Here is a 24894-nt window from a genome sequence, read left to right on the forward strand (position 1 = left end):
GGCCGTTCAAACTCCTACGCGGCGATGCGCAAAACCGAATACAGCACGGCGATCCACAGCCCCGCGCACAGAAGCGTGTTCGCGACGAGCAGGACCAGCTTGGTGCCGGGTTTGTGGATGTAGTCCTCGACGACGACCTGGACGCCGAGGCGCATGTGATAGATCGCCGCAGTCAGGGTGGCGAGGGTGAGGATCGCGCCCAGCGGATTGGCGACGAATGCATGGGCCTCGGCCAGGCTGCCCGAGTTGAGCGCCAGCGCCACGAGGAAGACCGGCAGCAGGAAGAACAGCGCGATCGCGGAGACGCGCTGGCCGATGAAATGGCCGACGCCGGAATGGGCGGCGCCTAGGCCGATCACCTTCGAGCGGGGGGTACGGAAATCGGGCATCAGTTCGCTCCCAGCGCAAGGGCGAAGATCAGAACCGCGGGCAGCGGCGAGGCGATCATGATGATCCAGGAATTGCGGTTGGAGGTCTTCGGGCCGAAGCCGAGGCCGGCATCCCACATCAGGTGCCTGAGGCCGTTGAGCCAGTGATAGCCGTAGGACCAGGCCAGCAGGAAGAGGACGACCTTCACCGCGATGCCGAGCCCGCCCTGGAAGAGCGGCGCGATCGTCTGGTAGCTCTCCGGCCCGCCGGCCAGGCACACCAGGAACAGCGTCATCAGCCCGGCGCCGATATAATTGGCGCTGCCGCTCGCGCGGTGCAGGATCGAGGTCGCCATGGTCGCGTGCCAGCGCCAGACCTGCAGGTGCGGGGAGAGGGGGCGCTTCTTCTGGATCGTCGTGTCGGCGGATCGGATATGCATGGGACTCACCTTGAAGTGAGGGGGGTGGCGGATCGGGCCGGCCGGCCCTGCCGAAGCATCGCGGCAGACAATAATCCGCGCTTGCTTCAGGTCAACGCGAGCCGATTGGCCTTGCGCAGCCTGCATTTGCGACTGCTTCGCACTTGCCCGAGCCAGAGTCGCCGTCGCTCGATTGACGCCTTCCGCGCGCCGCGCCACCCTTCCGCTCCCATCGGGGAGGAAACATCATGGCCCAGGACAAGAGCGCGGTCGTCACCGGCGCATCCACGGGGATCGGCTTTGCCACCGCGCAGCTCCTCGCCGGCAAGGGCTGGCAGGTCTTCGCCGGGGTCCGGAAGCAAGCCGACGCCGAGCGGCTGAAGGCCGAGATCGGCGCGCGCGTCACGCCGCTGATCATGGACGTGACGAGGCAGGACACGCTCGACGCGGCCGCCGGCGAGGTGCGCGCCGCGCTCGGCACACGCACCCTGTCCGGCCTCGTCAACAATGCCGGCATCGCCGTCGCCGGTCCGCTGCTTCACCTTCCGGCCGAGGAGATGAGCCGCCAGCTCGACATCAACCTCACCGGCCAGCTGCGCGCCACGCAGGCCTTCGCCCCGCTGCTCGGGGTGGAGACCGGCCGCGAGGGCGGGCCGGGCCGGATCGTCAACATGAGTTCGGTCGCCGGCTTCTCCGCCACCCCGATCGCCGTTCCCTACAACTGCTCGAAATTCGCGCTCGAGGCCTTCACCGAGGGGCTGAGGCGCGAGCTCATGCTCTACGGCATCGACGTCGTCGCCATCAATCCGGGTCCGATCGCGACGCCGATCTGGGACAAGGCCGAGGAGATCGACCCCGAGCAGTATCGCGGCACGGACTACTACGAGACCGTGGTGGGCGTGCGCGCCTACATGCTCGAGCGCGGGCGCACCGGCCTGCCCCCGGAGAGGGTGGCGCGCGCCGTCCATCGCGCGCTGACCGACCGCAAGCCGAAGCTCAACACCGTGGTCACGCCGGAGCCCGTCCAGCAATGGCTGATCACCCACCTGCCCCGGCGCATGGTCGACAAGATGATCGCCAGGCGCCTCAAACTCACGCCGAAGCGCTGATCCCCCTCACAGGAGCCCCACCCGAACGATGAAAGTCCTGCTCGCCGCGGCAGCCGCCGTTCTCGCCCTCGCCCCCGCCACCCCTGCCCAGACCCCCGCAGAGGCCTTCGACGCGCTCGTCGCCGACTACGAGGAGTTCCGCCAGGCGCGCGACGTCATCCGGCGCGGGCGCGAGGGCGATCTCGACGCGGCCTCGCGCTGGCCGGACATCTCGTTTTCGGCCATCGCCGCCTATGACGAGCGCATGGAGGACTTCCTCGCCCGCCTCGGCGCCATCGACGAGGCCGAACTCGCCGAGCAGGACCGCGCGAGCCATGCCGTGCTGGAATACATCCTGGAAAGCGCGGTCGCCCTGCCCGAGAGCGTGCAGGCGATGATGCCCTTCACCAATGACAGCGGCTTCCAGTCCGAGGCCGGCTTCACCGCCCTGTCCGAGCGCCCGCGCACGGTGGCCGAGGCGGAAGCCTGGATCGACCGGATCGAGGCCCTGCCCGCCCATCTCGAACAGTACCGGCTGTGGCTGGAGCGCGGCATGGAGCGCGGCTGGACGCAGCCGAAGGAGATCTTGCCCGGGGTCGCGGCGCAGCTGGAAGCCCAGATCGTGGAGGACCCGGCCGAGAGCGTGCTGCTCGACCCGATCGAGGCCCTGCCGGCGAGCGTGCCGGTCGAGGCGCGCGCCCGGCTGCGCGCGCAGGCGATCGAGGCGATCTCGCGGCACGCCCTGCCGGCCTACCGCGAGCTCGCCGCCTTCTTCCGCGAGGACTACATGCCGGCGGGCCGCGAGGACCTCGCCATCTCCTCCGTGCCCGGCGGGCGGGACTGGTACGAGGCGCTGGTGCGCCATCACACCACCCTGCCGCTCACCCCGGAGGAGGTGCACGCGACCGGCCAGGCCGAGGTCGCGCGCATCCGCGCCGAGATGGAGGAGGTCATCGAGGACTCCGGCTTCGAGGGGAGCTTCGAGGCGTTTCTCGCCTTCCTGCGGACCGACGAGCAGTTCTACGCGCAGACCGAGGGCGAGCTGCTGATGCACGCGGCCTGGCTGGCCAAGCAGGCCGACGACCAGATGCCGGCCTTCTTCGACACCCTGCCGCGCCTGCCCTACGGGGTGCGCAAGGTGCCGGACTCGATCGCGCCGAACTACACCACCGCGCGCTACTGGGCCGGGGACATGGAGGAGGGCCGCGCGGGCGGCTACATGGTCAATACCTACCGGCTCGACCAGCGCCCGCTCTACGAGCTGCCCGCCCTCACCCTGCACGAGGCGGTGCCCGGTCATCACCACCAGATCGCGCTCGCCCAGGAGATGGACGGCCTGCCCGACTTCCGGCGCGAGACCTACATCACCGCCTTCGGCGAGGGCTGGGCGCTCTATGCCGAGCGCATCGGGCTCGACATGGGCCTCTACAGGACCCCCTACGAGCATTTCGGCCGGCTGACCTACGAGATGTGGCGCGCCTGCCGCCTCGTCGCCGACACCGGCATCCACTGGTATGGCTGGAGCCGGGACGAGGCCGAGGCCTGCTTCCTCGAAAACACGGCCCTGTCCGAGCTCAATATCGAGAACGAGGTCTCCCGCTACATCTCCTGGCCGGGCCAGGCGCTCGCCTACAAGACCGGCGAGCTGCTGATCCGGCAGATGCGCACCGAGGCCGAGGCCGCGCTCGGCGAGGACTTCGACCTCGCCCAGTTCCACGACGCGGTGCTCGAGGAGGGCGCCCTGCCGCTGGCGTATCTCGAAGAGAAGATGCGCGCCTGGATGGAGGACCGGGCGGGCTAGGGATACCATGCGGCGCGCCGCTTGCCGCCGCCGGCCTCCCGGGCGATGGCCGAGCCGGGCTGACGGGGCCGATCTCGCGGCGCGCAACCCGCCCCTGCTCCTTCGCGGCCGGGCAACGCCCCGCCTGCCGGACCACCAGTGGTGATATTTCTTACGAAGTTGTCATTTGATTAGAGTTAGACGAGGCGCGATGAATCCGGGGCAGGCCTTACGGGTGAAGCCGCCATGCCGAACAGCCTCGAGAAGACCGGATTCATGTCTGGAGATCGCGTATTCGCGGAACTCGCGGCAGGGCCGTTTTCCAGCGCGCTCCTCCTCGTCGTCCTCACTCCGGCACTTTTCAACGCCGTCTTGTGGCTGGGCGCTTCGCTGCTCAGCCTGATTGCGGGGACGGATCTCTGGAGCGGGGCCGTCTTCCCCGCCATGGCCGCTGCCCTCGTCGTCAGCACCCTGGCGACCGTGGCGATCGGACTGATGATCCTTCACAGGCGAGGGGAGGACCTCGGGGATGTGGGCTGGTCCGGCGAAGCGTCGCCGGGCTTCTTCCTGTACCAGGCCATGGTCGCCGCTGTGACCGTGGCGGCGCTCGCCCTGTATTCCGTTCTCGTCTTCACCCCCACGGTGACACTCGCCACGGGGTCCGCGCCGGTCTTCAAGGCGCATTTCGATCTGGAGACGATGAGCGCTTCCGGACATGTCGTCATCTCGATCATGGCCGTCGCCCCGCTCTTCGGGAACAGCGTCTTCAGGGGCTATGCCCTGCCCCGCCTGGCCAGCCGCGCAGGCCTTGCCGGCGCGATCGCGATCTCCTCGGGCTGCTACGCCCTCAGCCATGCCGTTCTCGGCCTGCAGGCGGTGCTCTTCACCTTCTTCATCGGCGTCATTCTCTCGGTGATCTTCATGACCGTGGCCCGCCAGCGGCTGTGGGGGCTGGTCGCCGGTCATTGCCTGTTCAACGCGCTGATCCCGATTCTGGGCTGATCACTCCGCCGCGGCCGGCTTCGGCCCGCTCGGCGCCGCCATCGGCTCGAGGCCCAGCTCGCCGAACAGGGCGTTGTCGAAGGCCGCATCCGGGTTCGGCGTGGTCAGCAATTCCTCGCCGACGAAGATCGAGCCGGCCCCGGCCAGGAAACACAGCGCCTGCAGCTCCTTGCTCATCCCTTCCCGGCCCGCCGACAGGCGCACCACCGATTTCGGCATCGTGATGCGCGCCGTCGCGATCGCGCGCACGAACTCGATTCCGTCGAGCGGCCTGGATCCGGACAGCGGCGTGTTCGACACGTCGACCAGGTGATTGATCGGCACGCTCTCGGGATGGGGCTCGAGCCGGGCGAGCTCGGCGATCAGGCCGATCCGGTCGGCCTTGTCCTCGCCCATGCCCAGAATACCGCCGCAGCACACGCGGATACCGGCGCGGCGCACGCGAGAGAGCGTCGAGATACGGTCATCCCATGTCCGGGTCGTGATGATCTTGCCGTAATATTCCGGCGAGGTATCGAGATTGTGGTTGTAATAGTCGAGCCCGGCCTCTTTCAGCTTCTCCGCCTGCCCGTCCTCGAGCATGCCGAGCGTCATGCAGGTCTCCAGCCCCATCGCCTTCACCCCGGAGATCATGGCGCAGATCTTGTCCTCGTCGCGGGCTTTGAGCGAGCGCCAGGCCGCGCCCATGCAGAAGCGCGTCGCCCCGCCGGCCCTGGCCCGCTCGGCCTTCTCCAGCACCGCCTCGACCTCCATGAGCTTGGACGCCTTCAGCCCGGTGTCGAAATGGGCCGACTGGTTGCAGTAGCCGCAATCCTCCGCGCAGCCGCCGGTCTTGATCGACAGAAGCTGGGATTTCTGGACCTCGTTGGCGCCGTGGCCGGCCGCGCGGTGCACGCCCTGCGCGGCGAAGACGAGGTCGGCGAAGGGCGCGTCGTGGATCGCGGCCACCTCTTCGCGGCTCCAGTCGAAACGGGGCTCACAAAGGGCGGCGATGTCGTCTAGAAGGGCGGTCATGTCTCGATCCCGTAAGGCCGGCGGCAAGGCCGGCCACCCTAGAAAGCCGCGCCGCGCGCCACAAGACGCCAAGGCACCGAAGCCGCGCCTGCGCGCCATCGACCGGCGCGAGATGCGGCTGGCCTTCCTCGTCGTGCTCGGCGTGGCGACCGTGCTCGCGCTGATGCCCGGACCGGCGGGCCGGCCGAGCCTTCTGGGCTGGGACAAGCTCGATCACGTCATCGCCTTCGCCGCCCTCGCCCTGCTCTCCCGCGCTGGCTGGCCGGGCATGCGCCGCGGCCTCGCCGCGGGGCTGCTCCTGGTCTACGGGCTGGTCCTGGAGATCGCTCAAAGCCACCCGCTGGTCGGGCGCAGCGCCTCGCTCGCCGACCTCGCCGCGGACGGGATCGGGATCGCGGCAGGCTTCGCCCTCGCCTGGCTCGGCGGCCGGATCGCGAGACGCCTGCCATGAGGCGCCCGCCCTTCACCCCCTTCCTCGCCGGGCCGCCGGATTTCCAGGTCGGGCTGAAACCCATCGCGCCCGAAGACTGGCTGCTGCCCGACAGCGAGGCCTCCATCCTCGCCTGGCGCCAGGAGCTGATCGCCCGCGAGCCGGACTGCTATCGCCGCGATCCGGCCTTCGGCGCAGCCGAGGCGGAAGCGGCCCGGCTCGTCCTCAAGGCGGCCGGGGCCGCACTCCCCGAAGTGCCTGCCCTGCCCGAAGCCGCCACCCACGTCAGCGACGATCTCGTCGTGCTGCACCGCGACGCGGCGGGCAACTGGCGGGTCGGCGCGATCCTGCTGACGAGCCCCACCTTCTTCTCGGCCGGCCACGCCTTTGAGAAAGGGCTCGAGGCGCTGCACGCCCCGGTGCCGGACGGCAGCCGCCTCGCACACCGCATCGCGCGCGTGTTCGACGGGCTGCGCGAGGGGCTGGTCCTGGAACGCTTCAACTGGACGCTCCAGGCCGGGCCCGACCGCTTCACGCCGGACGGCGAACCGCTGCGTCGGCGCGCCCGGGCCGCCGCTCCGGACGCGGCGGAGTCCCTCCTCCACCTGCGCGTCGAGCGCCAGACAATCGCGCGCCTGCCGCGAAGCGGCGGCGTGCTCTTCACCATCCGCGTCGCGATCGATCCGGTGGCCGCGATTGCGCCTGCCCACCGCGCGGCGCTCGCCGCCGCCTGGCGCGGCATTTCCCCGGCGGGCTTCGCCTACAAGAACTGGCAGGCGGTCGATCCGCTGGCGCAGGCGCTGTTCCGGCGCTGGGGCGTGTGAAAAAGCCCCGGCGTCTCCGCCGGGGCTTCGTCATGCGCGCGGGAGCAAGAGCCTAGCTCTTGCCCTCCGGCGTCTGGTCGCTCGCGCTGGGCGCCGGCATGGGCGTCTCGTGCTCTTCCAGCTTGTGGTCGCCGGCATCGCCCGGCCGCGCTCCGTGCCGCTTCGCGATGGCGAAGATCGTACCGGAAAGCGCCAGGAGCGCGATCAGGTTGGGGGCGGCCATCATGCCGTTGCCGATCGAGGCGACGGTCCAGGCAAGATCGTTGGTCCAGATCGCGCCGATGAAGACCACGACGCACCACATCACCCGATAGGGGATGATCAGCGCCGTGCCGGTCATGAACTCCAGCGCCCGCTCGCCATAGAGCGCCCAGCCCAGGATCGTGGTGAAGGCGAACACCATCAGGCCGAAGGTGACGATCCACTCCCCGCGCGGCAGGGCGGCGCCGAAGGCCTGCGCGGTGACATCGGCCGCCGAGGCGATGCCCGACGCCCAGACGCGCTCGGTGCTGCCGACGACGGAATGGTCGGTCGCCGCCTCGAACGCGATGGGATCGATCTCCTGGCCGGCCGCCTGGCAGGCCTGGAGCGCCTGGACGACCTGTGCGCCGCCCTCCGAGATGGGTCCCTCCCGATTGGGCAGGTCGGTCTGCGGCGCCCAGGCGAAGAGCTGGGTCGCGCTGACGCCCTCGGGCAGGACGAGATTGCCCTGCGCCTGGCACTGGCCGAGTGCGGCCCGGGCCGGATTGTAGGCGAAATTGCCCGTGGCCGTCAGGATGACGAGCGCCGTCATGGTGCAGACCACGATCGTGTCGATGAAGGGGCTCAGCATGGCGATCGAGCCCTGGCGGTGCGGGTTGCGCGTGCGCGCGCTGGCGTGCGCGATGGCTGCCGAGCCCAGGCCCGCCTCGTTGGAGAAACTGCCCCGGTTGGCGCCTTCGCGGATCGCCGCGGCGAAGGCCGCGCCGAAGAAGCCGCCGACGGCCGCGGTACCGGAGAAGGCATTGGAGAAGATCGAGGCGAAGGCGGCCGGGACCGCCTCGGCGTTGGCCATCAGCACGACCAGCGAGCCGCCGATATAGGCGATCGCCATGACCGGCACGAGCACCGAGGCCACGCGCGCGATCGACTTCACCCCGCCGATGATGACGAAGAACACCAGAAGCGCCAGAACGGCGCCTGCGACGACCTTCGGAATCCCGAGATTGGATTCGAACAGCGCCGCGACCGAGTTCGCCTGCACGAGATTGCCCGTGCCGAAGGCGGCCACCGCCGTGAACAGGGCGAACAGCCAGGCGAGCCAGATCCACTTCTTCGAAAGCCCGTTCTTGATGTAGTACATCGGGCCGCCGACATGCTCGCCGCGCTTGTCGACCTCGCGGTAGGTCACGGCCAGCACGGCCTCGGAATATTTCGTCGCCGAGCCGACGAGCGCCGTCATCCACATCCAGAACACCGCGCCGGGGCCGCCGATCGTGATCGCCGTGGCGACGCCGGCGATATTGCCGGTGCCGATGGTCGCCGACAGGGCGGTGAACAGGGCCGCCAGCGGGGAGATCTCGCCCTCGCTCTCGTCCTCCTTCTTGGATTTGGAGAACATCATCATGAAGGCCGCCGGCAGGCGGTAGATCGGCATGAATTTCAGGCCGATCGTGAGATAAAGGCCGGTGCCGAAGAGCAGGGCGACGAGGACCGGGCTCCATACCCAGCCATCGATCGTCACCAGGATCGATTGCAGCTGTTCCATCTGTCAGGCCCCCTTTGAAAGACCGAGTCCGGGGCGGGGGCCGTGAAGCGGGCAGCGCAGATCACGGACAAGCCTGCCGGTAGCGGCGCATCTGCGCCGGTCCCGCTGCCTCCTCCCGCTGCCTGCCGATCGCGCTCCCCCGCGATCGCAGTTTCTTCTGTGCGCGAACCTTACCCGGATGCGCGCAAATGCAAAGCGTTTCGCTGCACGAGAGGTTCACTCCTGCGCGGCGTCGGGCGCCTCCCCCGGGCTGATCGCGAAGATGCCCCAGGGCCACAGATCGTCGCTCATGCCGGCGAGGGCGCCCCGCTCCCCGCGCGGCCAGACCAGCATGAGCGGCCCAAGCCCGCCGGTCGCCAGCGGCTCGCCGTCCGCGCGCAGGGCGAGGATCGGCTCGTGGCGCGCGATGAGGTCGGCTTCGACCTCGGCCTGGTAGCCGTCGAAGGCGGTGAGCACCACCGCCCGGTCCGCGAGTCCCGCCTCGCCGAGCACGTCGGACAGGCGCGGCCCCTCGAATACGCGCTGCGCGCCGCCGGCTGGGAAGTCGGTCCTGATCTGGCGCCAGCGAAGGCTGGCGAGATCACGCCGGGTAAAGGCCCGCGCCTGGCCGGTCTCTATCCCGTAGGCGGCGTAAAGGCCCTCGTAAGCGGGCGGCTCCTCGCTCGGCAGTCCGGCGCCGGCCACCGTCAGGATGACCGGGCCGTCGATCTCGACATCCGCGGGCGGCCCGCCGCAGGCGGCAAGCCAGAACGCGGCGAGGGCGGCGAGGAGGGCGTTGCGGATCGTCGTCATTCTGTGAGCTCCGCCGCGGAAAGGACGCGCCGAGTTTACTGCGCGGTGTCGTCCGCGGCCAGACCGGTTTCGGGCGCGAGGCGGACGGCGAGCCACTCCCGGAAGCGGGCATGAGCGTCCCGCGCCGCCTGCGCGTCGTACTCCATGCGCGGATCCCAGGGCTGGTCGGGCGCATCGAAGGCGTGGGTGAGGCCGGGATAGAGCGTCCAGCGGATACGCGCACCGCCGGCGTCCCACGCCTCGAACAGGCCCTTGCAGTCGTCCGGATCGGCGACCGCGTCTCGCTCGACGAGCCAGGCGCGGATCGCGAGGTCCCCGGGCATGGGGTGGGAATCGGCACGGATGATACCGCCGCAATAGGGGTAGATCAGCAGCATGCCCGCGACGCCGGACAGCGCGCCCTGCGGCAGCGTCTCGAAGCCTGGCGGAGGCGTGGACGTGGCCACGTAGCTCGCCGCGTCGAGTAGGGTCCAGCCGCCATGGCTCCAGCCCGCGAGGGCGACCCGGTCCGGGTCCAGGCGCTCGTCTGCGCGCACGATCTCGAGCGCCGCGAGCACGTCGCCGGCCCGCTCCTGCCCGCGCAGCCGGAGCGCGGTGCACACGGTCAGGCGCGCCGCGAGCCGGCCGATGCCGCGGGCGGCATGGGAGTCCACGATCACGGCCGCGACGCCCTCGGCCTTCGCCGCGTCCGCATAGTCCTGCTGGACCTGCTGCACGCCGCCGCAGCCGGAAAACAGCAGCACCGAGGCGGCCGGTCCATCGGCGCCCTCGGGAAGCTGGATGTCGACATGGGGCTGCAGGCGGGCGATGCGGCCCGCCAGGCCGTCGCCGCGGGCGGGCGCCAGGGCGAACCCGGCCACCGCCCCGGCCAGCGCGAGCGATGCGAGGACGGCGGCGGCGCGGGCTTTCATCGCGCGCTCCTAGTGACGGAAATGGCGCATGCCGGTGAAGACCATGGCGATGCCCGCCTGGTTGGCGGCATCGATCACCTCCTCGTCGCGGATCGAGCCGCCCGGCTGGATGATGGCCGTCGCCCCGGCTTCGATCGCGGCCTGCACCCCGTCGGCGAAGGGGAAGAAGGCGTCCGAAGCGCACACCGAGCCCTCGGTTGCCGGCGCGTCCCACTTGTTCTCGCGCGCGGCCTCCTCGGCCTTGCGGAAGGCGAGGCGCGCGGCTTCCAGCCGGCTCGTCTGCCCCATGCCGATACCGGCCGTCGCGCGGTTCTTGGCGTAGACTATGGCATTCGACTTGACGTGCTTGACCACGGTCCAGGCGAACAGGAGATCGGCCATCTCGCTCTCGCTCGGAGCGCGCTCGGTGACGATCTTCAGGTCCTTCTGCGTCACGCGGCCGATATCGCGCTCCTGCACGAGCAGGCCGCCGGCGACCGATTTCACGCTCCAGCCGGGCTGGGTCCGGTCGGGCAGGCCGCCGGTCAGCAGAACGCGCAGATTCTTCTTGCCGGACAGGATCTCGAGCGCGGCCTCGTCGGCATCGGGCGCGATCACCACCTCGGTGAAGATACGCGCGACGGCGTCGGCGGTCTGCGCATCGAGCGTGCGGTTGAGCGCGACGATGCCACCGAAGGCCGACACCGGATCGGCGGCGAGCGCGTTCTCGTAGGCTTCGGCGAGCGTGCCCGCGACCGCCGCGCCGCACGGATTGGCGTGCTTGACGATAACCGCGGCCGCCTCGGTCCCGGCGTCGAACTCGGCCGCGAGCTCGAGCGCGGCATCGGCGTCGGCGATATTGTTGAAGGAGAGTTCCTTGCCCTGGACCTGGCGCGCCGTGGCGACGCCCGGCCGGGCCTCCGCCACCGCGTAGAGGCCGGCCTTCTGGTGCGGGTTCTCGCCGTAGCGCAGCGCCGACAGGCGCGGACCGCCCTCGGTGAAATAGTCGCGGGCCGGCTCCTCGACATCGCCGGCGAGGCGATGGGCGATGGCGGTATCGTAGGCTGCCGTGCGCGAGAAGGCCTTGGCGGCGAGCTTGCGGCGCAGGGCGAGCGGGGTCTGGCCGTCGTGCCTGTCCATGGCGGCGAGCACCGCGTCGAGATCCTCGCCCTCGACGCAGACGCAGACATGGGCGTGGTTCTTCGCCGCCGCGCGGATCATGGCCGGCCCGCCGACATCGATCTTGGCGATGCAGTCCTTCAGGTCGGCGCCGGAGGCAACCGCCTCCTCGAACGGATAGAGGTTGACCATGAGCAGGTCGATCTGCGGGATGGCATGGCTCGCCATGGCTTCGACGTCGCCGCGCTCCTCGCGCCGGGCGAGCAGGCCGCCATGGATGCGCGGGTGCAGCGTCTTCACCCGCCCGTCCATCATCTCGGGATACTCGGTGATCTCCGAGGCGTCGCGGGCCTTCACCCCGGCCTCGGTCAGCGCCTTCAGCGTCCCGCCCGTGGAGATGATCTCGACGCCCGCCTTCGCGAGACGCCGTGCGCGCTCGACCAGGCCGGACTTGTCGGAGACCGAGATCAGCGCGCGCTTGACGGGATAGAGATCGGTTTCAGCCATGAGGGGAGGGCTCCGGACCTGTGACCAGCGTTGGAAAGGGGCGCACCTAGCACTTCTACTCGCCTGCCGAAAGCCGCCCGCCCAGCGTTGCCACGCCGTCGGGCAGGCCGAGCGCGACGATCGACTCCAGCGCCGCGCGCACCGCGGCATCGTCGCGCGCGTGGGCGGCCAGACGCAAGGCTTCGAGCTGGCCGGCGAGCACCTCGAGAGGCACGCTCCGGCCGGTCACCGACAGGACGCCCTCCGTCGGCGAGGCATCGAGGCGCTCGAAGCCGTAGGTCAGCGATTCGTGCAGCTTCTCGCCGGGTCTGAGGCCGGTGTATTCGAGCGCGATGTCGCGGCCCGGCTCCTTGCCGCGCAGGCGGATGAGCTGACGGGCGAGGCGGGCGATCGGCACCGGCTCGCCCATGTCGAGCACGAAGAGCGAGCCCTGCGCGCTGGCCCCGCTCGCGCACTGCGCCCCGGCTTCCAGCACGAGGCTCGCCGCCTCGTTGACGGTCATGAAATAGCGCGTCGTCTCCGGGTGGGTCACGGTCACCGGGCCGCCCGATTCGATCTGGCGCTCGAACAGCGGCACCACCGATCCGGTCGAGGCGAGAACATTGCCGAAGCGCACGGCCGACAGGCGAGTGCTGCCGGCCTCCGCGGCCCGCGCGCCGACGAAGATCTCGGCCACCCGCTTGGTCGCGCCCATCACGCTGGTGGGATCGACCGCCTTGTCGGTGGAGATCAGGACGAAGGCCTCGGCACCGGCCTCGATCGCCTGCTCGATCACCGCGATTGTGCCGAACACGTTGGTCCGCGCGGCCTCGCTGGCGTTCACCTCCATGAGGGGGACGTGCTTGAGCGCGGCGGCGTGCAGGACCACTTCCGGGCGATGGCGCTCGAACACGTCGCGCAGGGCCGCCTCGTCGCGGATGTCGCAGAGCACGGGCGACCAGTGCGGCGCAGCCTCGAGCCGGCGCATCTCCATGTCGATCTCGTAGAGATGGGATTCGGCGGCATCCAGCAGGATGAGTTCGGCCGGTGCACAGCGCGCGGCCTGGCGCACGAGTTCGCCGCCGATCGTACCGCCGGCCCCCGTCACGAGAATGCGCTTGCCCGCGAGGAGCCGGCGGGCGCCGCCGCGGGCCAGCCGGCGCGGCGGGCGCGAGAGCAGGTCGGCAGCTTCCACCTGGGTGAAGGCCGAGGCGCCCTGGCCGCGGCGGGCGCGGGTCAGGCTTGCCCCCGTGCGGCCGGCGACGCGGGCGCAGAGATTGACGAGGTCGGCCTCCGGATCGGGGTCGGCGAGCACGATGCGCACAGGTCCCTCGCCGCGTCCCCGGGCGAGCCGGACCGCGCGTTCCAGATCCTGCGGGCCGCCGATCACCGGTACGCCGAGCAGGGCACGCCCGGCCATCTCGCCGCTGGATTCGATCACGGCGCGGAAGCGGAAGACAGGGCCGCCGGCGCGCCGGTACTGCTCGCGCAGGACCTCGGCGATGCGCTCTCCCTCGCCGATCAGCACCGCGAAGGGCGCATCGCGGCTCTCGGTGCGGAACAGCGATTTGAGGTCGCCGGAACGCCACGCCGCCGAGGCGATGCGCGGCACGATCAGCGCCGCGGCCATCAGCGGGATGGAGATGATCAGGCTCGAGCGCGGAAAGTCGGCGAGCCGCGTGATGATGAAGAAGATCGGCAGGAAGACGAGATGGGCGAGCAGGACCGCCTGGATCACCCGGACCACGTCGTTGATCGCGGTGTAGCGCCACAGCGCGCGATTCACGCCGAGGATCGGGAAGATGACGATGCAGACCGCGGTGAACAATCCGGTCGCCATCCACTCGACGGCACCGGGCGGTTCTCCGGCCGGATGCAGCAGATAGCGCAGCGTGATGCTGGCGTACATGGAGGCCGCGCCGGCCAGTATGTCGTAGCCGAGCACGAGCAGCGGGGAGACGCTGCGCCGGTGCGACGGCCTGTCGTTGGACGGTTGCGGCGCTATCGTCATCTGCCCCTCTAGCCGGCGCTGCCCATGCGCCCGAGCCGCTGGAAGGCCCAGCGCACCCGGTTCGGCGGCCGGTCACCCCCACCATAGGGCTCCGCATCTCCGGAGACCACCAGTTGTGTCGAGCGCTGCGGCGGCGCCCCCGCCGCCAGGTAGACGGAGCGCTCGAGCCTTACCGTGCCCCCATCGGTGCGAAAACGCCAGCCCTCTCCGTTCGGCTGCACGAGCAGGGCGCTGAGCGCATCGCGCGACAGCGAGGCCCGCACCTCGGGGTGGAGGTGAAAGCGTATGGCGAAGGTATAGCGCTGTTCGGGGTCTTCGGGCGGCCCGTCCTCGACCGGCCGGAACAGCCCGTCCTCGCCCCTCAGATCGCCGCCGTCGGCGGCCAGGAAGAGCCGCCGGCGCAAGGAGAGGCCGAAGCGCTTGCGGTAACCGTCATGGGTGGCCTCCAGCCAGATGCCCATGTCTTCCTCGTTGCGGCGCGCCTTGACAGGGTCGGGTCCGCTGACGACGCGCGGTCCGAGCAGGCGCCGCTTCCAGCCCGGCTGCAGCAGCCGCGCCGAGGAGGTTTCTTCCAGGGTGAGCACCGAATGGGCTGCGGTGGCGCGCACCGGCTCGCGCCAGGAGCCGGGCTGGTCCTCGCTCCACCCGCAATTGACCACGAGCTTGCCCCCGGGCGTGGCCATCTCGAAGGCGAGCGCGCTGGCATGGCTCTCCGCGGCATGGGCGCCGGGCGGCGGCCCTGCACCGTCCAGGATCACGCTGACCCCGCCCGCGCTGGCGCGCTGATAGCCCGAATGGGGCGCGACGTTGAAGCTGCGCCGGCCGGCCTCGCACAGCGTCAGCGCCGCCGAGATGGCGCGTGAATCGCCTTCCCCGCCGCCGTGGAAGGCCGCCAGGTCCGATCCGGTGATCAGGCAGAACCGGACGAACGGCGCGAGGCGGTCGAGTGCCCGGCGGACCTCCGCGTCGAGCGCGACGCCCCGCCGCGCCGCAGCCTCGTCGAGCACGGCGAGGTCGACGAGCGTCTCCGCGGCGGCCTGCGGATTGCGGCTGACATGCCCGCCATCCGGCAGGATCTGGGATTTCAGCACCGCGCCGAGCGCGGCGTTGGCGTCCTTCAGCACGCCGGCTTCGAGATCGAGGCTCACCGCGGCGAGCGCCAAGCTCGTCACCGCGTGCAGGCGGTCGCGATTGTTCTCCATCAGCGGCAGGGCGCGGCGCAGCCGGCGCACCATGCGCCCGAGCGCGCCCAGGCGCCTCGCCTCGGCAGCCGCATCGTCGTCGGCGAGGAGATCCGGACCGGCGGCGAGCCAGGCGCGCAGGCGGCGCGCCGTCACGGTCGGACTCCAGGCGAACCAGTTCCAGTGACCGAACTGCTCGATCCAGTCGTCGGTGAGCGTGCGCGCGAACTGGCGCGCCTCGGCATCCTTCACGCTCAGCAGGTCGGTGAGCCAGTCGAAGCCGTGCAGCGCCGCGGCGAAGCGCCGCGACGGGGCGGGACGGGCCCAGATGCTGTCGCCCGGCGCGAGCTGCAGCGTGTCGCCGGCGAGCGTGAAGCGATGGGACAGCAGCGCGGCGCCGCGCGCCGGATCGCCCTGGCGCAGGCGCTCGAGCTCGGTCCGGATCGCCGACGGAGCCGGCCCGGACAGCACCAGCATGCGCCAGGGCGGGGCGGCGTTGGCGAAATCGGACATCTCCCGGCGGGCGAGCCGGACCAGGGCCTTGGCGAGTTCGCCGGTCGTGACGTGCTCGCCCATCGCCGCGTCAGCGTCCCCTCAGCGCCGCGATGTTCTCGCGATAGCGCTGCGCACCGCCCCGGAAGACCGCCGATCCGGCGACGAGCGCGTCCGCGCCTGCATCGACGCACTGGCGCGCCGTGTCCGGATTGATGCCGCCATCGACCTCGATCAGCGTGTCGAGCCCGCGCCGGTCGATCTGCTTCCTGAGCGCCTCGATCTTGCGCAGCTGGCCGGAGATGAAGCTCTGTCCGCCGAAGCCGGGATTGACGCTCATTACCAGCACCAGGTCGAGATCCTCCAGGACATGGTCGATCGCCTCCAGCGGCGTGGAGGGATTGAGCGCCGCGCCGGCCTTCGCCCCGCTCGCCCTGATGGTCTGGACGGTACGGTGAAAGTGCGGCCCGGCTTCCGGGTGCGCGGTGATGAGGTCGGCGCCGGCCTCGCGGAAGGCGTCGATATAGGGGTCGACCGGAGCGATCATCAGATGGACGTCGAAGGGCTTCTTCGACCAGGTGCGGATCGCCTTCATCACCGCCGGCCCGAAGCTGAGATTGGGCACGTAGTGACCGTCCATGACGTCGATGTGGATCCAGTCCGCACCGGCCTCGTCGACCGCGCGGACCTCCTCGCCGAGGCGGGCGAAATCGGCCGACAGGATGGAGGGCGAGATGATCGGGGCCATGGGTCTCGCATATCAGCGCCCCCGGTGGAGGGCAAGCGCGCCCGGGGCGCGGTCAGTGCCCTTACCATTGGGAAACCAGTTGGCGGCCATCGTGGCGTCATGCCGCAGAAGCCCCGCCCGTGATGACCAATCCTATCGCGAAATGGATCCGCGAGACGCGGCTTGGCGTGGCGGAACCGGGCGGTCCAGCGATCGTGTTCCGCCAGCGCGTCGAGGCGTGGGTGGAGTTCAAGCGGCTGCACCTGGCCTTCGCCCAGACGCTGAACAGCCTCATCAACGGCCATTCGAGCCTGCTGACCCTCATCAAGTACGCCATGCTCTGCGAGCACGAGGTGCGCGAGATGAAGGCGCAGGCCGGCGACAGGCCCGACGAGACGCTGTCGGTGGAGACGGTCTGCCGGCGCCTGCCGCTGGAGGGCTACAGCCGGCTCTACCGCCTCGTGAACAGCCGCGCGTTCGACGATGCGGCCCTGCAGAGCCTCGTCGACCCGAAGGATTTCCGCATCGCCGAGACCATACTGCGCGTGGTTGCCCAGCCGCTCGCGCCGAGCGACGACCTGTTCGCCCGGCTCGCCCGCGAGCACGGCTTCGAGGGCGCGGAGCGCGCGGCCAAATGGACCCCGGAGATCACCGCCCTGCACACCGACGTGGTGAAATTCTACAAGGCGGGCCTGCGCTCCAAGGGGCTTCTCTAGCCCTTCACGATCCGGGCGATGTAGAAGCCGTCGAGCCCGCCCAGACTCGCCCACATGTCGGGGCGGGTGCGCACCGCGCCCTGCGAATCGATGGCGGTCTCGAGCTCGGGCAGCTCGCCGGGCTTCACCGGATCGAGACGGGCGCTCCCGGTACGCTCCAGGAAGGCCGCGATCTGGTCCTCGCCCTCCTCGGGCTCCAGCGAGCAGGTGCAATAGACGAGGCGCCCGCCCGGCTTCAGCATGGCGAAGGCCGCGTCGAGCAGCCGGGACTGGACCTCGGCGAGGCTCGCGATATCGGCCTCCTCCTTCGCCCAGGCGACGTCCGGGCGCCGGCGCAGCGTGCCGGTGGCGCTGCACGGGGCGTCGAGCAGCACGGCATCGAGCGGGGCGTCGGGCGTCCATTGCGTCGCGTCGGCGGCCTCGACATGGGCGTTCAGCGCCACGCGCTCGAGATTTTCGTGCACCGGCGGCAGGCGCTTCTTCGCCCGGTCGATGGCAAAGGTCTCCGCCCCCGAGGCCGCGATCTGCAGCGTCTTGCCGCCCGGCGCGGCGCACAGATCGGCGATCCGCTCGCCGGGCTTCGGGCCGAGCAGCCGGGCGGGCAGCGCGGCCGCGGCGTCCTGCACCCACCAGCGCCCCTCGGCGAAGCCGGGCAGGAGCGTCGGATCGCCGGCATCCTCCAGCCTTATCGAACCGGTGGGCAGGAGCTCGCCGCCGAGATCCCCGGCGAGCTTGCCCGCATCGATGCCGGGCCGGGGCGTCAGGTCGAGCGGGGGCACGCCGGCGCGCGCGCGCGCCATGGCCCGGGCGGTCTTCTCGCCATAGGTCTTCGCCCAGCGCGCGGCGAGCCAGTCGGGCAGGTCGGCCAGCGGGTCGGCGCCGTCGAAGGCGCCGCGCCCGCGCTCGGAGACCCGCCGCAGCACGGCGTTGGCGAGCCCGGCGAAGCGCGCGGTCTTCTCGTCCGCATTCATCAGCGTGACCCAGGCGTCCACGACCGCATGGGGCGCGTTGTCGAGCACCAGGAGTTCGGCCGCCCCGCACAGCAGGACATGGCGGCCGCGGTCCGCCGTCTGCGGCAGGGGCTTGTCGAGGAAGACGGCGAGCGCGGCCTCGAGCGCACCCTTGCGGCGCACGGCGGCGGCCGCGATGGCGCGCGCGAAGGCGCGGTCGCGCACCTCCAGGCGATTGTGATCGGGATGGCTCGCGATCGCGTGGTCGAGCGGGGCCTTGCCGGAAAACACCTCTCCCACCGCGTCGAGCGCGATGGCGCGCGGACCCAGATTGCGGGTGTCGGGCTTGCCCTGGCCTTGCGGGGCGGGCTTTCTCGGACGGAAAGGCTCTTCCCGCTTGGTGTCGGGGCGGCCCTGGTGTTTCTCTGATCGCGGTCTCATGGCTCTGGCCTAGCAGACTTGCGCCCGGCCTCACAGAAGCCGGGCGCAGATTTCATCGCGGATGGGTCCCGCGCCTCACGTGCCCTTGTCGGTCTTGTTGCGCTGGCCCCGCTTCTCGTCGGGATTGCGGTACTGGTTGGGCGCGTTCGCCTCGTTCGGCTTTTTCGGAACGTGCTGTTCCTCGCTCTTGTGCACGCGGGTATGGGTGCCTTCCAGGCCCAGCTCCTGCTGCAGCTCGTCCTTGGTGCCGAGCCCGCGCTGGAGATCGCCGCCCGACCGGTCGATGTCCGGCTGGCCGGCCGGCACGTCCTCGCGCGTCTCGGCTGTCTTCAGCTGCTCCTGGCGCGTGGTCGAGCCGGTGGTTTCCTCGGCCGTCTTCTTCTTGTCGAGATCGGGCTTCGGGGTCGGGCCGGTCATGGCGTGCCTCCCTTTCGATTGCGGTTGACGGATCAACGCGCTGCGCGAAAGGGGCGTTCCGGCAGGGAGTCAGGCGAGATTCGCCCCCTCGCCATAAAGATGCGCCTTGGCCGTCTCCGCCGGGCTGGCATTCTGCGCCGCGCGCTCCAGCGCCCGGCGCTCGCTGGCGCGCATCTTCTCGCTCTCGCTCTTCAGCTGGCCGCAGGCCGCGAGGATGTCGCGCCCGCGCGGGGTGCGGATGGGAGAGGCATAGCCGGCCCGGTTCACGATCTCGGCGAAGCGTTCGATCGTCTCCCAGTCCGAGCACTCGTAGTTCGAGCCCGGCCAGGGGTTGAACGGGATGAGATTGATCTTCGAGGGGATGCCCTGCAGCAGGCGCACCAGCTCCTTCGCCTCGGCGGGAGAGTCGTTCACGCCCTTCAGCATGACGTATTCGAAGGTCACGCGCTTGGCGTTCGACAGGTCCGGATAGGCGCGGATGGCGTCCAGCAGGTCGGCGATCGGATAGCGCTTGTTGATCGGGACGAGCTCGTCCCTCAGCGCGTCGTTCGTCGCGTGCAGGCTGATCGCCAGCATGGCGCGGGTGCGCTCGCCGAGTTCGGGAATCTTCGGCACGACGCCTGAGGTCGACACGGTGATGCGCCGGCGCCCGATCGAGATGCCGTCCCCGTCGCTGATCACGTCGATCGCATCGGCCACATGGTCGAGATTGTAGAGCGGCTCGCCCATGCCCATGAAGACGATATTGGTGATCTGGCGGTCCTCGTTCGAGGTCGGCCATTCGCCGAGATCGTCGCGCGCGATCATCACCTGGGCGGCGATCTCGGCGGCGGTGAGGTTCCTGACGAGCTTCTGCGTGCCGGTGTGGCAGAACGTGCAATTGAGCGTGCAGCCGACCTGGCTCGACACGCACAGCGCGCCCGACTTGCCGACGGACGGGATGAAGACGGTCTCCGCTTCCACGCCCGGCGCGAAACGGATGAGATATTTGCGCGTGCCGTCCCGGCTGATCTGGCGCTCGACGACTTCGGGCCGGGCCAGCGTGAAGCGCGCCTCCAGCTCGGCGCGCAGCACTTTCGAGACATTGGTCATCGCCTCGAACTCGGTCACGCCATAGTGGTAGATCCAGCGCCAGAGCTGGTCGGCGCGCATCTTCGCCTTCTTCTCCTCGACCAGCCCGGCCTCGATCAGCGCCTCGCGCAATTGCGCGCGCGTCATCCCGGCAAGGCTGGGCTTGCCGGCGGGAGCGGGCCGGTTGGCGGCGGAGAGATCGAGCGCGATGGTCATGGTGGCGCGGATATAGTCGTTTCCGCCGCTTTATGCGAGAGGGCAGGCCGGCAGGCATCACAAGGCTTGAAAAGCGCGGCGCTTGCCAATCAGATGGCCCCCATGAAACTCATCTGCCATCCCCTCACCGCCGAAGCCCCGCCCATCCGCCCCGCCGAGCCGCGCCGGCAGTGGATGGACGACACCCCGGAGAGCTTCGCCTATCGCTGCCTGCCGCTGGCGGTGGCCAACCAGCATGGCTGGGAGGTCTATGCCACGACGGGCTTCACCGCGCGCTGGACCGGCGGGGAACGCGTCGAGGACGTCTCGGTCGTCATGGACGATCCCATGCGGATGAACTATCCGGGCACGCCGCTGGCGAATTTCGGCTCGGGCATCCTCACCTTCGAGATGGGATTCCTGCTGCGCACCCCGCCGGGCTGGAACATCTTCGTCACCGGCCCGCTCAATCATCCCAAGGACGGGATCATGGGCCTGTCGGGCGTGATCGAGACCGACTGGAGCCCGTACTCCTTCACGATGAACTGGCGCTTCACCCGGCCGGGCGAGGTGCGCTTCGAATCGGGCGAGCCGATCGCCCATCTCTTCCCTGTGCGCCGCGACCTGTTCGAGCGCGTGGATACCGAGATCCGCCCGCTGCACACCGATCGCAAGGCCTACGACCAGATGGCCATCTGGCGCGAGAGCCGCTCCGACTTCGCCGGGCGGCTGAAAAGCGGCGACAAGGCCGCCGCCGAGGAGAAATGGCAGAAGGGCTATTATCGCGGCCTGATGCCGGACGGCTCGAAGGGCCCGACCGATCACAAGACGAAATACCGCCCGAAGCCGTTCGCGCCGGGCCAGGCGAGCCCCGGCAAGGGCGGCAAGCGCTAGCGCCGCACCAGCGGCCAGAACAGCTCGCGCTTCCAGGTGACCGGGTCGAGCCCCTCGATGCCGTAGCGTTCGGGATAGCGCCGCGTGATCTTCGCGGTGCCGAACAGCACGTCCCAGAAGAAGAGCAGATTGCCGTAATTGCCCTTGTAATGGGTGACGCCGTCCTCCTTGTGCTGGCCGTGATGGGCGGCATGGGTGGCGGGCGTGGAGATCACCCGTTCCACGAGCCACATGAGGTTTCGCGCCACGGGCAGCCGATACAGCGCCTCGTCCCAGCGCCAGCTGGAATGGGCCCCGAAGATCACGCTCATCTTGACGACGAGATAGACCGCGTAGACCGCCCCGAAACCGAGATGCACCAGGACCGCGCTCGCCCAGATTCCCGGCATCAGGGCGTAGTAGAAGAGGTTGTTGCGGTAGGCGATGCGCACGCTCATGTATCCGCCCGAATGATGGGCGCGGTGCAGGTTGTAGAGCCAGGGGAAGGCATGGCTCGCCCGGTGCCACCAGTATTGCGTCATGTCGTCGGCGACCAGAAGCACGCCGGCCATCGCCCACCAGGGCCAGTGCGACAGCGCGCCCTCGCTGCCCGGCACGATCCGCTCCGCCGCATACGCCGCTCCGTAGAAGATCGCGGGGACCGTGATCAGGATGATGGTCAGCGTCGAGACGAGTTCGATCGCGATGTCGCGGCCGCCCGAGCGGGCCGGATCGTGGAAGCGCCCGGTCAGCGCTTCGAGCGCGCCGAAGCCGAGGAAGATCGCCAGTACGAGAAGCTTGGGGTCCATGGCCGGTCTCTTGCTGTCCGGCACAGCCTAGAGCCGGACCGCTCATAATTTGAAATACTTTCTTCGCATGATTTGATAAGACTGACTTATGATCAGTCTTCGAGAGATGCGCGCGCTCGTCGCGCTCGCCGACCATGCCACGCTGACCGCCGCCGCCGAGGCGCTGGCGGTTTCCCAGCCGGCCCTGACGCAGACCCTGACCGGCCTGGAAGCCCGGCTGGGCGCGCCACTCTTCGACCGCAAGAGGCGGCGCCTGGAATTCACCGATATCGGCCGGAAGGTGCTGGACCGCGCACGCCGGCTCCTGCGCGAGGCGGCCGATCTGGAAGAGGAGGTCGCGCTCCATCGCTCCGGCGCGGCGGGCGCGCTGAAGCTCGGTGTCGGCCCGTTCGTGGAGACCGCCCTGCTGCCCGATGCGCTCGCGCGCTTCTATCGGGCCGGGCGCACGGTGCGCCTCACCGTGCGCTCCGGACCGGCAGCGGCGCTCATCGCGGCGCTGGAGGCCGGCCGGCTCGATCTCGTCGTCGCCGATCTCGACCCGGACGAGGTCCCCGCCGGGATCCTCGTTCGGCCCCTGCCGCCCGAGCCGCTGGGCCTCGCCGTTCGCCCGGACCACCCGGTCCTGACCGGGGCGGCCTCGCCGGCCGGCTTTCCCGGCGCCAGCGCGACCCCGCCCGCGCGCATGCCGAAGACGGTGAGGGCGGCGGGCGAGGCTATCGCTCTGTCGCTGATCTGCGACGACTACGAGGTGCTGGCGCGCGCATGCGCGGTGTCCGACCACATCCTGGTCGCCCCCCGGCGCATCCTCGGACGGCTGTGCGCCGGCACGGGACTGGAGATCCTGGACATCGACCTCGCCCTGCCCCCGGTGCGCCCGGCCATCGCCGTGCGCTCCGGCGCACCGGTCATTCCGGCGCGCGAGGCTCTCGCGGCGGCCTTCGGTTCAGCCTAGCTGCACAGCCGCTCCACCTGCTCCAGCGCTGCGGTGACGCCGGACAGGGAGAATTCGTAGGCCGTCGCGGTGCCGCGCGTCGACATGGCCTCGACCCGCATGGTGTAGCCGCGGCGCATGGCGTCGACGAGGCGCTGCTCGTCGCGCAGCTCCTCCACGAAGCCCTCCTGCTGGGAGACGTACATCTGGTAGCGCGAGGAGCCGACGCGCACGACGGGGGCGTGATCGGGCTGCAGCGCATAGCCGGCCAGGAAGCTCGGCTGCTCCTCGGCGGCGCCGGATGCCCAGGTGGACACCAGGAAATAGACGTCGCCGTGATCGACGCTACCCGGGCGCGAATCGGTCGGGCGGCTGGTGGCGTAGCAGATCCTCTCCTCGCCCTCGCCGCGCGTGAAGACGCGCCAGTCGTTGTGCTCGCCCTGGAAGGCCGGTTCCTGCGCACTCGCGGCTCCGGCTCCGGCCAGGATGAGGCAGGCAGCGCAGGCAGAAAGGCGTCGCATGGAGGAACTCCGTCGGCGGCTTCGGGTTGGTGTTATGCGCCTTCATGCTGGAACAAGCGCTTACGCCCGGTTAAACCGGTGTACCGCGGCGAATTCAAGGCGGGGTTCCGTTCGGGCGCGCGGGCGGGCAGGGTTGGTTTCAGGCATTACGGTCAGATCTTGGCAAATCCATCCTCCTCCGCCGCGCCCGCGCTCGATCGCGACGAACTCGACGGCCTCGTCCTGGCGACCGCAAGGCAGGACCGGGCGGCCTTCGCGCGCCTGTTCGCCTTCTACGCGCCGCGGGTGAAAGCCTATCTGCTGCGCCTGAACTCGTCGGACAGCCTGGCCGAGGAGCTGACCCAGGAGGTGATGCTCACCGTCTGGCGCAAGGCCACCCTGTTCGATCCCGCCCAGGCCTCGGCCTCGACCTGGATCTTCCGCATCGCGAGAAACCGGCGCATCGACGCGGCCCGGCGCGCGGGCAAGCCCGAGCTCGACGGCGAGGACCCAGCCCTCGCCCCCTCGCAGCCGGACAGCCCGGACGCGGCGCTGCTGGCGAGCGAGCAGGCGACCCGCGTCCAGCAGGCGATGGCCGAGCTTCCGGAGGAGCAGATCTCGCTCCTGCGCCTGGCCTTCTTCGACGGGCTCTCCCACCGCGACATCGCCGAACGCATCGGCGTGCCGCTGGGCACGGTGAAGTCGCGCCTGCGCCTGGCATTCGACAAGCTCAGGAAGCGGCTCGACCGCTCCGAGCTATAGAGGGCGGCGATGGCTGTTGCAGATTCTTTCAATGCCGCGCTTGATTCTTCCTCCCGCCGGTCGATATCCGCCCGACGGGACGCCAAAACCATGCTTGTGGGCCTGACGACACCATGACCAACCATCCGCTCGGGGATGAAATCTACGCCGCCTACGCCGCCGGGGCCCTCTCCGGCCCGATGCGCCTGCTCGTCGACACCCAGGCCGAGGTGCGCGCCGAGGTGCGCCGCGAGCGCGACGCCGCCGAGGCGATTGCCGGAGCGCTCCTGGAAAGCGCCGAACCCGCGCCGGTGCGCGACACCTCCCTGCAGGAGGTCTTCGCCGCGATCGAGGCCGAGGAAGCGCGCGCCGGCGAGGCCGGGCCGATCGCGCCGTCGCGCGACGAGACCCGGTCCCGGCGCGCCGCCGAGGCGGCGGGCCGCTCCCTGCGCGAGCTGCTCGATCTGCCCGCCAGCGTGCGCGACCTCGCCCTCGAGAAGGCCGCTTGGAGCTTTGCCGGACCGGGCGTCAAGCGCATGGAACTGCTGCGCGAGGGGCCGGCCAAGGCCGAGCTCATCCGCCTCGAGCCGGGGCGCGGCGTGCCCCACCACGGCCATGACTGCAAGGAGTTCACGCTGGTGCTCACCGGCGCCTTCCACGACGGGTTCGACCGCTTTGGCGCCGGCGAGCTGTGCGCGGCCGATCCCGATCTCGAGCACAAGCCGGTCGCCGAGCCGGGCGAAGTATGCATCGCGCTCGCCGTCACCGACGGACCGCTCGCCTTCACCGGCCCGCTCGGCTGGGTGCAGCGCGCGCTGGACGGGCTTCGCCAGGGCTGAGCGAACCGCGGCAACGCGTCCCTTCCAAATGCGCGCGCGAT

General features: G+C 70.2%; 25 protein-coding genes. 10 read left to right on the plus strand and 15 right to left on the minus strand.

Translation table 11 applies throughout. From position 1 onward, the window contains the following. Window positions 1–14: 14 nt before the first annotated feature. Together sdhD and sdhC are read right to left on the minus strand one after the other, a co-directional pair. Window positions 15–389 (minus strand): succinate dehydrogenase, hydrophobic membrane anchor protein, encoded by a 375-nt coding sequence (gene sdhD / locus JW792_RS11850; RefSeq protein WP_135995643.1) that lies wholly within the window; start codon window positions 387–389, stop codon window positions 15–17. Next, window positions 389–808, minus strand: coding sequence for a succinate dehydrogenase, cytochrome b556 subunit (gene sdhC / locus JW792_RS11855; RefSeq protein WP_135995642.1), 420 nt, complete (start codon window positions 806–808; stop codon window positions 389–391). The genes sdhD and sdhC overlap by 1 nt, the downstream gene beginning before the upstream one ends. Window positions 809–1035: 227 nt before the next feature. Here sdhC and JW792_RS11860 point away from each other — a divergent pair, with 227 nt between their 5' ends. The 3 genes from JW792_RS11860 (at window position 1036) to JW792_RS11870 (ending at window position 4657) form a co-directional block, all read left to right on the plus strand. Next, window positions 1036–1896 (plus strand): SDR family oxidoreductase, encoded by an 861-nt coding sequence (locus JW792_RS11860; RefSeq protein WP_135995641.1) that lies wholly within the window; start codon window positions 1036–1038, stop codon window positions 1894–1896. Between the two features lie 28 nt (window positions 1897–1924). Further along, window positions 1925–3676, plus strand: coding sequence for a DUF885 domain-containing protein (locus JW792_RS11865; protein ID WP_135995640.1), 1752 nt, complete (start codon window positions 1925–1927; stop codon window positions 3674–3676). 255 nt (window positions 3677–3931) lie between these two features. After that, window positions 3932–4657 carry a CPBP family intramembrane glutamic endopeptidase gene (locus tag JW792_RS11870; protein ID WP_158291581.1) on the plus strand — a complete coding sequence of 242 codons (726 nt, stop codon included), beginning with the start codon at window positions 3932–3934 and terminating at the stop codon, window positions 4655–4657. Here JW792_RS11870 and bioB read toward each other — a convergent pair whose 3' ends face one another. Next, window positions 4658–5671, minus strand: coding sequence for a biotin synthase BioB (gene bioB, locus JW792_RS11875; RefSeq protein WP_135995638.1), 1014 nt, complete (start codon window positions 5669–5671; stop codon window positions 4658–4660). Here bioB and JW792_RS11880 point away from each other — a divergent pair. Further along, window positions 5670–6122, plus strand: coding sequence for a VanZ family protein (locus JW792_RS11880; RefSeq protein ID WP_135995637.1), 453 nt, complete (start codon window positions 5670–5672; stop codon window positions 6120–6122). The genes bioB and JW792_RS11880 overlap by 2 nt on opposite strands. Then, window positions 6119–6925, plus strand: a complete 807-nt coding sequence (locus JW792_RS11885) for a heme-dependent oxidative N-demethylase subunit alpha family protein (RefSeq protein ID WP_135995636.1) — start codon at window positions 6119–6121, stop codon at window positions 6923–6925. Before JW792_RS11880 ends, JW792_RS11885 begins: the two co-directional genes overlap by 4 nt. 52 nt (window positions 6926–6977) lie before the next feature. On the opposite strand, the gene JW792_RS11890 is transcribed toward JW792_RS11885, so the two are convergent. From JW792_RS11890 to rpe, 7 genes are all read right to left on the minus strand, one after another. Then, window positions 6978–8672: an alanine/glycine:cation symporter family protein gene (locus tag JW792_RS11890; protein WP_135995635.1), complete on the minus strand. Its 1695-nt coding sequence runs from the start codon at window positions 8670–8672 to the stop codon at window positions 6978–6980. A gap of 216 nt (window positions 8673–8888) precedes the next feature. After that, window positions 8889–9464: a molybdopterin-dependent oxidoreductase gene (locus tag JW792_RS11895; protein WP_135995634.1), complete on the minus strand. Its 576-nt coding sequence runs from the start codon at window positions 9462–9464 to the stop codon at window positions 8889–8891. Window positions 9465–9499: 35 nt separating this feature from the next. Then, window positions 9500–10375 (minus strand): dienelactone hydrolase family protein, encoded by an 876-nt coding sequence (locus JW792_RS11900; RefSeq protein ID WP_135995633.1) that lies wholly within the window; start codon window positions 10373–10375, stop codon window positions 9500–9502. Between the two features lie 9 nt (window positions 10376–10384). Next, window positions 10385–11980, minus strand: coding sequence for a bifunctional phosphoribosylaminoimidazolecarboxamide formyltransferase/IMP cyclohydrolase (gene purH, locus JW792_RS11905; RefSeq protein ID WP_135995632.1), 1596 nt, complete (start codon window positions 11978–11980; stop codon window positions 10385–10387). A 55-nt stretch (window positions 11981–12035) separates the two neighbouring features. Beyond that, a complete protein-coding gene (locus JW792_RS11910; protein ID WP_135995631.1) occupies window positions 12036–13970 on the minus strand; it encodes a polysaccharide biosynthesis protein in 1935 nt (644 codons plus the stop codon). Window positions 13971–13978: 8 nt separating this feature from the next. Then, on the minus strand, window positions 13979–15727 hold the full coding sequence (locus tag JW792_RS11915) for a heparinase II/III family protein (RefSeq protein WP_135995630.1): 1749 nt from the start codon (window positions 15725–15727) through the stop codon (window positions 13979–13981). Between the two features lie 7 nt (window positions 15728–15734). Then, window positions 15735–16391, minus strand: coding sequence for a ribulose-phosphate 3-epimerase (gene rpe / locus JW792_RS11920; protein WP_135995629.1), 657 nt, complete (start codon window positions 16389–16391; stop codon window positions 15735–15737). A 122-nt stretch (window positions 16392–16513) separates the two neighbouring features. Here rpe and JW792_RS11925 point away from each other — a divergent pair, with 122 nt between their 5' ends. Further along, window positions 16514–17086: a hypothetical protein gene (locus JW792_RS11925; RefSeq protein WP_135995628.1), complete on the plus strand. Its 573-nt coding sequence runs from the start codon at window positions 16514–16516 to the stop codon at window positions 17084–17086. Here JW792_RS11925 and JW792_RS11930 read toward each other — a convergent pair. The 3 genes from JW792_RS11930 to rlmN form a co-directional block, all read right to left on the minus strand. Further along, window positions 17083–18477: an RsmB/NOP family class I SAM-dependent RNA methyltransferase gene (locus JW792_RS11930; protein ID WP_135995627.1), complete on the minus strand. Its 1395-nt coding sequence runs from the start codon at window positions 18475–18477 to the stop codon at window positions 17083–17085. The two genes, JW792_RS11925 and JW792_RS11930, sit on opposite strands and share 4 nt — an antisense overlap. 75 nt (window positions 18478–18552) lie before the next feature. Continuing rightward, on the minus strand, window positions 18553–18894 hold the full coding sequence (locus JW792_RS11935) for a hypothetical protein (protein ID WP_135995626.1): 342 nt from the start codon (window positions 18892–18894) through the stop codon (window positions 18553–18555). 69 nt (window positions 18895–18963) lie between these two features. Beyond that, window positions 18964–20181, minus strand: coding sequence for a dual-specificity RNA methyltransferase RlmN (gene rlmN / locus JW792_RS11940; RefSeq protein WP_135995625.1), 1218 nt, complete (start codon window positions 20179–20181; stop codon window positions 18964–18966). A gap of 102 nt (window positions 20182–20283) precedes the next feature. Here rlmN and JW792_RS11945 point away from each other — a divergent pair, with 102 nt between their 5' ends. Beyond that, window positions 20284–21054 carry a DUF6065 family protein gene (locus JW792_RS11945; RefSeq protein WP_135995624.1) on the plus strand — a complete coding sequence of 257 codons (771 nt, stop codon included), beginning with the start codon at window positions 20284–20286 and terminating at the stop codon, window positions 21052–21054. Here JW792_RS11945 and JW792_RS11950 read toward each other — a convergent pair. Beyond that, window positions 21051–21842 carry a sterol desaturase family protein gene (locus tag JW792_RS11950; protein ID WP_135995623.1) on the minus strand — a complete coding sequence of 264 codons (792 nt, stop codon included), beginning with the start codon at window positions 21840–21842 and terminating at the stop codon, window positions 21051–21053. The two genes, JW792_RS11945 and JW792_RS11950, sit on opposite strands and share 4 nt — an antisense overlap. 88 nt (window positions 21843–21930) lie before the next feature. On the opposite strand from JW792_RS11950, the gene JW792_RS11955 reads away from it, so the two are divergent. Beyond that, complete coding sequence (locus JW792_RS11955) at window positions 21931–22794, plus strand: LysR family transcriptional regulator (protein ID WP_135995622.1); 864 nt, start codon at window positions 21931–21933, stop codon at window positions 22792–22794. On the opposite strand, the gene JW792_RS11960 is transcribed toward JW792_RS11955, so the two are convergent. Next, window positions 22791–23294, minus strand: a complete 504-nt coding sequence (locus JW792_RS11960) for an invasion associated locus B family protein (RefSeq protein ID WP_135995621.1) — start codon at window positions 23292–23294, stop codon at window positions 22791–22793. The genes JW792_RS11955 and JW792_RS11960 overlap by 4 nt on opposite strands. Window positions 23295–23453: 159 nt before the next feature. Here JW792_RS11960 and JW792_RS11965 point away from each other — a divergent pair, with 159 nt between their 5' ends. After that, window positions 23454–24035 carry a sigma-70 family RNA polymerase sigma factor gene (locus JW792_RS11965; protein WP_135995620.1) on the plus strand — a complete coding sequence of 194 codons (582 nt, stop codon included), beginning with the start codon at window positions 23454–23456 and terminating at the stop codon, window positions 24033–24035. A 113-nt stretch (window positions 24036–24148) separates the two neighbouring features. Further along, window positions 24149–24853, plus strand: a complete 705-nt coding sequence (locus JW792_RS11970; protein WP_135995619.1) for a ChrR family anti-sigma-E factor — start codon at window positions 24149–24151, stop codon at window positions 24851–24853. Window positions 24854–24894: the final 41 nt, after the last annotated feature.

The organism is Marinicauda algicola (assembly GCF_017161425.1).
GTDB classification, from domain to species: domain Bacteria; phylum Pseudomonadota; class Alphaproteobacteria; order Caulobacterales; family Maricaulaceae; genus Marinicauda; species Marinicauda algicola.